Here is an 8371-nt window from a genome sequence, read left to right on the forward strand (position 1 = left end):
CGCGCCGTCGCGGCGATCCGCCGCTGGCAAGGAGCGCTGCCGGCCGACCGGCCCCGGCCGGGTCGGGGCGAGGTGGCGACGGCACACCTCGGGGCCGGCTGTCAACCCCCCAAACTGCCTCTGGCTAGGTGAGACGGTAGGTCCTGTGGGCCCATTGTGCTAGACTCGGCAGTCGGGAAAGGTGGTCAAAGCTGATATGACGTTCACAATCGGTGAAACTGTGGTCTACCCCAATCATGGCGCGGCAGTCATCGAAGCCCTGGAAACACGAACGATCAAAGGCGAGGACAAGCTCTACCTGGTGTTGCGCATCGTCGGCCAGAACGACCTGGTCGTTCGGGTGCCGGCCTGCAATCTCGACCTGGTCGGGGTGCGGGATGTCGTCGACGCCGACGGTCTGGAGCGGGTTTTCACGGTCCTTCGTGCGCCTCATGCCGAGGAGCCGACGAACTGGTCACGCCGCTACAAGGCGAACCTCGAGAAGCTGCACTCCGGCAACGTCATGAAGGTCGCCGAGGTGGTCCGCGACCTGTGGCGCAGGGAGCGGGAGCGCGGCCTGTCCGCGGGCGAGAAGCGGATGCTCGCCAAGGCCAGGCAGATCCTGGTCTCCGAACTCGCCCTCGCGGAGAAGGTGGCGGAGGATCGCGCAGAGGTGCTCCTCGACGAGGTGCTCGCGTCCTGAGCCGTTAGTCAACACACGCGGCCCCGCAGGCAGACAGCCTGCGGGGCCGTTCCATGCCCGGCCGGCGTGAGCTCCTCCCGGCCGGGGGCTCGGTCTGTGCCCAGGGCTGTGCCCTCCGGTACCGCTGACGGTCTTCCGGTGCGGCTCCGTGGGGCTGTTCGTCCGCCTCGGACGGCACCTGACGCTCCGGCGGCGGTCGGCTCCGGTGCGCCCCCGCGGCCCGGCCGGGACGACGACACGCCGGAGCGCCAATTCTGGGCAGATCCCTTGCGGCTCGGATCGAGGCGACCCTATAGTTCCGATGGTGCACAAAAGTACGTACCTATGTGCACATTGGTGCAAACCAGAACAAAGGAGTTACGGAATGCCGTCAGCCTCGCTCGTGGCCCAGAGCCCGAGTACCGTCGCGCCCCTCGCGGCGCCGAGCCCAGGAGGGGTCCGCTAGATGGACGCAATCACGTGGTTCGCCGAGCACTTCATCGGCCTGTTCAACAAGTCCGCCGAGAGCCTCACCGGCCTGATCACGGGCATCCTGCCACTGCTGATCGTGCTGCTGACCGCCATGTACGCGATCACCACCTGGATCGGCGAGGAGCGGGTCACCCGCGCCGTCCAGTGGGCGGGCAAGTACGCGATCACCCGCTACTCGATCATGCCGATCATCGCGGTGATCATCCTGACCAACCCGATGGCCTACACCTTCGGCCGGTTCCTGCCGGAGAAGTACAAGCCGGCCTTCTACGACTCCGCGGTGTCGTTCGTGCACCCGGTCACGGCGTTCTTCCCGCACGCCAACGCCGGTGAGCTGTTCGTGTGGACGGGCGTCGCCGCGGGCGTGCAGCAGATCGCCCCGGACAAGTACGCGCGGCTCGCCGTGCTCTACTTCGTCGTCGGCATCATCGTGATCATCATCCGCGGCTACCTCACCCAGTGGATCACCCGGATCCTGATCAACCGCGGCGGCCACCAGGAGACCTTCAAGCGGTTCGACGAACTGTACGAGTCCGGCCAGATCCAGGGCGCGAAGACCGAGGGAGGCGTGCTGTGAGCTACCAGGCCATCAAGATCGTCAAGGGCCGCGGCGGCTGGGGCAGCGGTCTCACCCTCCAGCCCACCGATGAGAAGAAGGTCGTCCTCTCCGTCACCGGCGGCGGGATCCATCCGGTCGCCGCGCGGATCGCCGAACTGAGCGGCGCGGAAGCGGTCGACGGGTTCGTCAACAACATCCCCGACTCCCAGGTGTTGTGCGCGGTGATCAACTGCGGCGGCACGGCCCGCATCGGCGTCTACCCGAAGAAGCGGATCCCGACCGTGGACATCTACCCGGGCGAGCCGGGTGGACCGCTGGCGCAGTTCATCACCGACGACATCTTCGTCTCCGCGGTGACCCCGAACGAGGTCAGCCTCGCCGATCCGGGCGCGGTCCCGCTCGGCACGGACGCCTCCACCACGGCCGCCGCCGTCGCGGCCGTGGAGGAGGGCAACCCCCCGCGGGCGGCCGCCGCACCGCAGGCGACCGGCTTCATGGGCTTCGTGATCAGGTTCGGCAACGGGATCGGCTACTTCATCAACACGCTGTTGTCCTCTGGCCGGCAGGCGCTGAAGCTGACCCTGAACACGATCATCCCGTTCATGGCGTACGTGTCGCTGCTGATCGGCATCGTCACCTACACGGGCCTGTCGAACTGGATCGCCTCCGCGGTGACCCCGCTGGCGGCGAGCCCGATCGGCCTGATCCTGCTGGGCATCATCGTCGGCCTGCCGTTCCTCTCGCCGATCCTCGGCCCCGGTGCGGCGATCGCCCAGGTGATCGGCGTGCTGATGGGCACGCAGATCGCCGCCGGTGGCCTGCCGGTGCAGTACGCGCTGCCGACGCTGTTCGCCATCGACGGCCAGGTCGGCTGTGACTTCGTCCCGGTCGGTCTGTCACTGGGCGAGGCGGAGCCGGAGACGGTCGCCGTGGGTGTGCCCGCGGTGCTGTTCTCCCGCCAGATCACCTCCCCGGTGTCCGTGGTCATCGCCTACGCGGCGTCGTTCCTGCTCTGAGCAGAGTCCCGCCGGATCCGGTGGGCCCCACAGGGCCCACCGGGCACGGCGGCCGAAAGGAAGTTCCGATGTCCCAGACCGTGCGGAAGCCCGGGCTCTCGACCGTCCCCGGTGCCGACATCCCCCTCGCCGCAGTGAGGGCGAGAGGCGCGCTCCCGGTGCCCGCCCAGGACGATCCCATCCGTATCCCGAGAAGGGAGGCCTGACATGGATTGGCGTTTCCCCGCCCTGCTTCTCGGCGCGATGGTGCTGTCCATCGTGCTGTCGCTGTGGCAGCACCGTCGCTACCTGGCGGTCCTCAACGAGATGGCGAAGGCCAATGCCGGTCGCTCCCTCAAACTGGTCAGCGGGCGCGGCAAGGGTCGGCTGCGCGGCGCCATCGTCATCCTGCTGGTCGACCCGGCCGCCCGGCAGGTCGTCGACGCGCGGGTGATGACCGGTGCGACGATCTTCAGCCGGCTCCGTCCGGCACCCGAACTGCAGGGCACCCTCGACGACGTGGTCGAGCGGACCAGCGACAAACACCTACGACGCGCGATCGAGGCGGCGCTGGGGATGCTCCCCGGCGCGACGGCCGCACCCGGCGCCCTCGCGGACCGTACCGCGACCGGGCGGATCCGGATTCCCCGCGCACAGGGCAGCCCGAGCTGAACCCCCACCAGGGCTGAGCACCGAAGAGAGAAGAGAGAGAAGAAGATGAGTTACACCCAGCGGCTCCTCGAGCGTCAGCGCGAGCTCGGCCACCCGGTTCGCGTCGGCGTGGTCGGCGCCGGCCAGATGGGCAGCGGCCTGATCGCCCAGATCGAGCGGGCGAAGGGGATGGAGGTGGCTGCCGTCGCCGATGTCGCCACCCAGCGTGGCGTGGACGCCTACACGAAGGCCGGCCGCAGCGACATCACCGTGGAGGCCGACCTGACCAGGGCGGCGGAGCTGGTCGAGGCCGGCCGTGCCGTCGTGATCGACGACGGCCTGCTGATGCCGAAGCTGCCGGTAGACATCGTGCTGGAGGTCTCCGGCGTTCCCGAGATCGCCGCGCAGATCGCCTACGCGTCGCTGGTCGGCAAGAAGGACGTCGCCCTGATGACGGTGGAGGCGGACGTGACCGTCGGCCTGCTGCTGTCCAGCGTCGCCAACGCGGGGAATCAGGTGTACACGATCTGCCGCGGCGACGAGCCGGTGGAGTGCCTGAAGCTCGTCGAGTACGCCGAGGACCTCGGCCTCACCGTGGTGGCCGCCGGCAAGGGCAAGAACAACCCCAACCGGCCCACCGACGTGCCGGAGGACGTGGCGGAGGAGGCCGCGCGCAAGAACATGAACCCGCGGATGCTCTGCGAGTTCACCGACGGCACCAAGACCCAGCTCGAGATGTGCGCGCTGTCGAACGCGACCGGCATCCCGGTCGACGTCGCCGGCATGCACGGCCCGTCCTGCACGGTCGACGAGCTGGCCACCACGCTGCTCCCGGTCGCCGACGGGGGGATCCTCACCACCTACCCCGCCGTCGAGTACACGGTCGAGGGCGACGTCGCTCCCGGCATCTTCGTCGTCGTGCGATCGGAGGACCCGGTCGTCACCCACGAGCTCGACTACCTGAAGTTCGGCACCGGCCCGTACTACGCGGTGTACCGTCCCCACCACCTGGCCTCGATCGAGGCGCACCTGTCGATCAGCGAGGCCGTGCTGAACCGGTCCGCGGACTTCCAGACGAAGACCTGGCGCTCCGAGGTCACCGCGAAGGCCAAGTTCGACCTCGCCGCCGGAACGGTGCTGGAGGGCATGGGCGGCCACCACGTCCACGGCTGGACGCTGGACGCCGACGACTCCTTCGCGCTGAACGCCATCCCGATCGGGCTGGTCGCCGGCTGCACGCTGAAGCGCGACCTCGCGGCGGGGGAGACCCTGACCTACGACGACGTGGAGATCGACGAGACGCGTCCGCTGGTCGCGATGCGGCGCCTGCAGGACGCACTGTTGCGCACGCACGTCATCGGGTAGCCGATGGGCAGGTCCGGGCCGGACTGCCGGCCCGGACCTGGTTCTCGATGCGGACACCTGCGCACTTTTGTGCAAGTAGGCTTTCCTCGTCGGGGCAGGCCTGCCCCCGCCGAGACGAATGAGAGGTCCGATGCCGGCTCCCCGAAGTCAGGACGTGCTGGTCAGGGCCGCCCGCCTGTACTACCTGGAGGACCGCTCCCAGGGGGAGATCGCCAAGACCCTCGGCCTCTCCCGCTCCAGCGTCTCCCGCATCCTCTCCGCCGCCCGGGAGCAGGGCGTCGTGGAGGTCAGGATCCACGACCCCGGCCTGGTCGGACACGTGGTCGACCTCGAGGAGGGCCTGGTCAGCGCGTTCGGGGTGAAGACGGCGTTCGTCGTCCCGCGGCCGAGGGGCCGGTCGCCGATCGAGGTGGTGGCGCGTGCCGCGGCCCACATCTTCGAGGAGCGCTACCCCCGGATCACGTCGTTCGGGTTCAGCTGGGGCGCGATGATCGACCGGTTCGCCGGCTTCGTCGACGTGGAGCCGATCAACGCCGCCCTGCGGATCTGCCCGCTGGTCGGAGGTCTTCCCTCGGACGCCGGCCCCGCCGGCAACACCTCGCTGGAAGTCCTGGCCGAGAAGCTTCGCGCGCTCTCCTTCCGGTTCGAGTCGCCCTCGGTGGTCGAGTCCCCGCAGACCTGGTCGGCGCTGATGAAGGAGTCGGGGATCCGTGCGGCCATCGAGCGCGCCGCTGCCGTCGACCTCGCCTTCGTCGGGATCGGCTCGTTCGGCGTCCACAACTCCCGCCGGGTGGTGGCAGCCATGCACCTGAGCGAGTCGGAGGCCGCGCTGCTCTCCCGTCAGGCCCCGGCCGGTGACATCTGTGGGCGCTTCTACGACGTCACGGGCCGTCCGCTCGGCCTGCCCACGTCCCAGCGCGTGATCGGGATCAGCGAGGAGCAACTGGCCGCCATCGCGGGCGTCGTCGGCCTGGCCGCGGGGGTGGAGAAGGCCCTCGGTGTGGTCGGTGCGCTGCGCACCGGCACGCTGGACGAGATCGTCGTCGACGAGGACCTCGCTCGCGCCGTCCTCAACCTCGCCGGCGCCGAGTAGCCCTCGAGGCCTGCGTCCCGGGAGTGCCTCACACCCCAAGGGATGCAAGAATATGCGTTATAGCTGCCCGCACATGACAGAACTTGCACTTCCTGGCTAGGCTTGCCGGTATGACTGTGGTGTCGGACAAAGCACAAGCGAGCCAGGTCCTCCGGGACATGTGGCGGATACGACTCTTCGAGGAAGCCGTCGAGGACCTCTACGGCCGGGGCATGATGCACGGCACCATGCACCTGTCGATCGGGCAGGAGGCCGTTCCCGTGGGAGCCAACCGGCATCTGGTCGAGGGCGACGTGATCACCTGCACGCACCGCGGTCACGGGCACACGATCGCCCGTGGCGCGGATCTCGGCCGGATGATGGCTGAGTTGCTCGGTCGCGAGAACGGCTACTGCAAGGGCCGCGGCGGCTCGATGCACATCGCCGACGTGGCCACCGGCAACCTCGGCGCGAACGGCATCGTGGGTGGCGGCCTCCCGATCGCGGCCGGCGCGGGGCTCTCCCAGAAGATGCGCGGCACCACCAACGTGACCGTCTGCGTGCACGGTGACGGTGCGGTCGGCGAGGGCGCCTGGCACGAGGCGATGGTGCTGGCGTCCATGTGGGACCTGCCGGTGGTGTTCCTGTGCGAGAACAACCAGTACGGCATGTCGCTGCCGAGCCTGGCGGCCTACAAGGTCGAGAAGCTCAGCGACAAGGCCGCCGGCTACGGAATGCCGGGGGAGACGGTGGACGGCAACGACGTCGAGGCCGTCGCCGAGGCGGTCGGACGGGCCGTCGAGCGGGCTCGCGCGGGTCAGGGCCCCAGCTTCGTCGATGCGGTCACCTACCGCTGGCGCGGCCACTCCAAGTCGGACAAGAACCTGTACCGCAGCAAGGCCGAGATCGCCGAGTGGCGGGAGAAGGACCCGATCCAGCGCTACACGCGCGAGGTCCTCGCCGCCGAGGTGCTGACCACCGACGAGATCGAGGCGATCCAGGCCGGGGTCCGGCAGGACATCCGCGACGCCGTCGTGTTCGGCACCAGGGGCGAGGAGCCCACGGTGGAGGCGATGCTGGCCGGCGTCTACGCGCCCGACGACTACTTCGAGCAGCAGGAGGCCCGGGCATGACCGTCCAGGACGTGCAGTACCCGACCCAGACCCCCGCGACCGCGGCCGAGCAGGCCACCCGCTCCCACGAGCCGCGGACGATGACCTACGCCGAGGCCGTCCGGGAAGCGATGGCGATCGCGATGCAGAACGACGAGCGGGTCTTCCTGATGGGTGAGGACGTCGGTATCTACGGCGGCGCCTTCGGCGTCGAGAACGACCTGTACGAGCGCTTCGGCACCGAGCGGGTCCGGGACACGACCATCTCCGAACTCGGCATCGTCGGCATGGGCGTCGGCGCCGCGCTGACCGGCATGCGGCCGATCGTGGAGATCCAGTTCTCCGACTTCGCCTGCCAGGCGATGGACCAGATCGTGAACCAGGCCGCCAAGATCCATTTCATGGTCGGCGCGCAGGCCGCCGTCCCCCTTGTGATCCGGGCCCCGGGCGGCTCCGGCACCGGTGCCGCCGCGCAGCACAGCCAGTCGCTGGAGGCGTGGTTCGCGCACATTCCCGGCCTCAAGGTGGTCATGCCGTCCAACGCGACCGACGCGGGCTCGCTGCTGCTGGCGGCGCTGAAGGACCCGAACCCGGTGATCATCCTCGAGCACAAGCTGCTGTACAAGCAGAGCTTCCAGGTGCCGGCGACCTTCCCGGAGGCGCGGCTGGGCGAGGGCAGGATCGAGCGCGAGGGCACCGATCTGACGATCGTGGCGACCTCGGTCGAGGTGCAGCGGGCCGTCGAGGCGGCCGAGCGGCTCGCCGCGGAGGGGATCAGCGTCGAGGTGATCGATCCGCGGACGATCCGTCCGCTCGACACCGAGCTGATCCTGGCGTCGGTGGAGAAGACCGGACGCGTCCTGCTCGTCCAGGAGGCGGTGAAGTTCGGCGGGTTCATGGCGGAGGTCTCCGCAGCCATCACCGAGTCCCGGGCGTTCGGCGCCCTCCAGGCGCCGGTGCGGCGGCTGTGCGGGCTGGACACCCCGATCCCGTACAACCCGAACCTGGAGAAGGCGAGCGTCCCGCAGGTCGACGACATCGTCCGCGAGGCCACCGCCCTCGTGCGGGAGTGGTGAGCAGCGATGCCCCGTGTTCCCCTGAACATGCCGAAGATGTCCATGACCATGGAGTTCGGCACGATCGTCGAATGGCTCGTCGGTGTCGGAGACAAGATCTCCAACGGTGACGCCGTCGTCGTGGTGACCACCGACAAGGTCGACATGGAGGTGGAGGCCACCTTCGACGCCGTGCTGGAGGAGATCGTCGCCGGCGAGGGTGCCCAGCTCCCGGTCGGCGAGCCGATCGCCTATCTGCAGACCGAGGCCGACGACCTGCTGGGCGACCTGTTCGCCGCTCCGCCCGCACCGGCTCCCGCTGCTGCCGAGGCTCCCGTGCCGGTCGCCGAGGCGCCGACAGCTCCGGTCCCCGGCACGGGCACCGGCGAACCGGTCCGCGCCGTGCCGC

9 protein-coding genes are annotated in these 8371 nt (G+C 69.3%); all 9 read left to right on the forward strand.

The features are described from left to right. Positions 1 to 196: 196 nt before the first annotated feature. On the forward strand, positions 197 to 682 hold the full coding sequence (locus QM633_RS14865; RefSeq protein ID WP_415154547.1) for a CarD family transcriptional regulator: 486 nt from the start codon (positions 197 to 199) through the stop codon (positions 680 to 682). 445 nt (positions 683 to 1127) lie between these two features. After that, the gene (locus tag QM633_RS14870) at positions 1128 to 1730 is read left to right on the forward strand and encodes a PTS glucitol/sorbitol transporter subunit IIC (protein ID WP_415154548.1); all 603 of its coding nucleotides are present in this window, start codon (positions 1128 to 1130) and stop codon (positions 1728 to 1730) included. After that, complete coding sequence (locus QM633_RS14875) at positions 1727 to 2728, forward strand: PTS glucitol/sorbitol transporter subunit IIB (RefSeq protein ID WP_415154549.1); 1002 nt, start codon at positions 1727 to 1729, stop codon at positions 2726 to 2728. The genes QM633_RS14870 and QM633_RS14875 overlap by 4 nt, the downstream gene beginning before the upstream one ends. A gap of 207 nt (positions 2729 to 2935) precedes the next feature. Then, complete coding sequence (locus QM633_RS14880) at positions 2936 to 3379, forward strand: transcriptional regulator GutM (RefSeq protein WP_415154550.1); 444 nt, start codon at positions 2936 to 2938, stop codon at positions 3377 to 3379. Positions 3380 to 3424: 45 nt separating this feature from the next. Next, positions 3425 to 4723, forward strand: a complete 1299-nt coding sequence (locus tag QM633_RS14885) for an NAD(P)H-dependent oxidoreductase (RefSeq protein WP_415154551.1) — start codon at positions 3425 to 3427, stop codon at positions 4721 to 4723. A gap of 130 nt (positions 4724 to 4853) precedes the next feature. Beyond that, entirely contained in the window at positions 4854 to 5816 is a 963-nt protein-coding gene (locus QM633_RS14890; RefSeq protein ID WP_415154552.1) for a sugar-binding transcriptional regulator, read from the forward strand. Positions 5817 to 5926: 110 nt separating this feature from the next. Then, positions 5927 to 6928, forward strand: coding sequence for a thiamine pyrophosphate-dependent dehydrogenase E1 component subunit alpha (locus QM633_RS14895; protein WP_415154553.1), 1002 nt, complete (start codon positions 5927 to 5929; stop codon positions 6926 to 6928). 80 nt (positions 6929 to 7008) lie between these two features. Continuing rightward, a complete protein-coding gene (locus QM633_RS14900) occupies positions 7009 to 7983 on the forward strand; it encodes an alpha-ketoacid dehydrogenase subunit beta (protein WP_415154555.1) in 975 nt (324 codons plus the stop codon). Positions 7984 to 8019: 36 nt separating this feature from the next. Beyond that, on the forward strand, positions 8020 to 8371 hold a 352-nt coding region (locus tag QM633_RS14905), incomplete at its 3' end, for a biotin/lipoyl-containing protein (RefSeq protein ID WP_415154554.1).

Origin of the sequence: Propionicimonas sp. (assembly GCF_047606205.1) — a bacterium.
Classification (GTDB): domain Bacteria; phylum Actinomycetota; class Actinomycetes; order Propionibacteriales; family Propionibacteriaceae; genus Propionicimonas.

What these genes read in the sequence shown, in the direction of transcription:
- QM633_RS14880 (WP_415154550.1), top strand. Translation starts at nt 2,936, where the DNA reads ATGGATTGGCGTTTCCCCGCCCTGCTTCTCGGCGCGATGGTGCTGTCC.
- QM633_RS14900 (WP_415154555.1), top strand. Translation starts at nt 7,009, where the DNA reads ATGACCTACGCCGAGGCCGTCCGGGAAGCGATGGCGATCGCGATGCAG.
- QM633_RS14870 (WP_415154548.1), top strand. Translation starts at nt 1,128, where the DNA reads ATGGACGCAATCACGTGGTTCGCCGAGCACTTCATCGGCCTGTTCAAC.
- QM633_RS14865 (WP_415154547.1), top strand. Translation starts at nt 197, where the DNA reads ATGACGTTCACAATCGGTGAAACTGTGGTCTACCCCAATCATGGCGCG.
- QM633_RS14895 (WP_415154553.1), top strand. Translation starts at nt 5,927, where the DNA reads ATGACTGTGGTGTCGGACAAAGCACAAGCGAGCCAGGTCCTCCGGGAC.
- QM633_RS14885 (WP_415154551.1), top strand. Translation starts at nt 3,425, where the DNA reads ATGAGTTACACCCAGCGGCTCCTCGAGCGTCAGCGCGAGCTCGGCCAC.
- QM633_RS14890 (WP_415154552.1), top strand. Translation starts at nt 4,854, where the DNA reads ATGCCGGCTCCCCGAAGTCAGGACGTGCTGGTCAGGGCCGCCCGCCTG.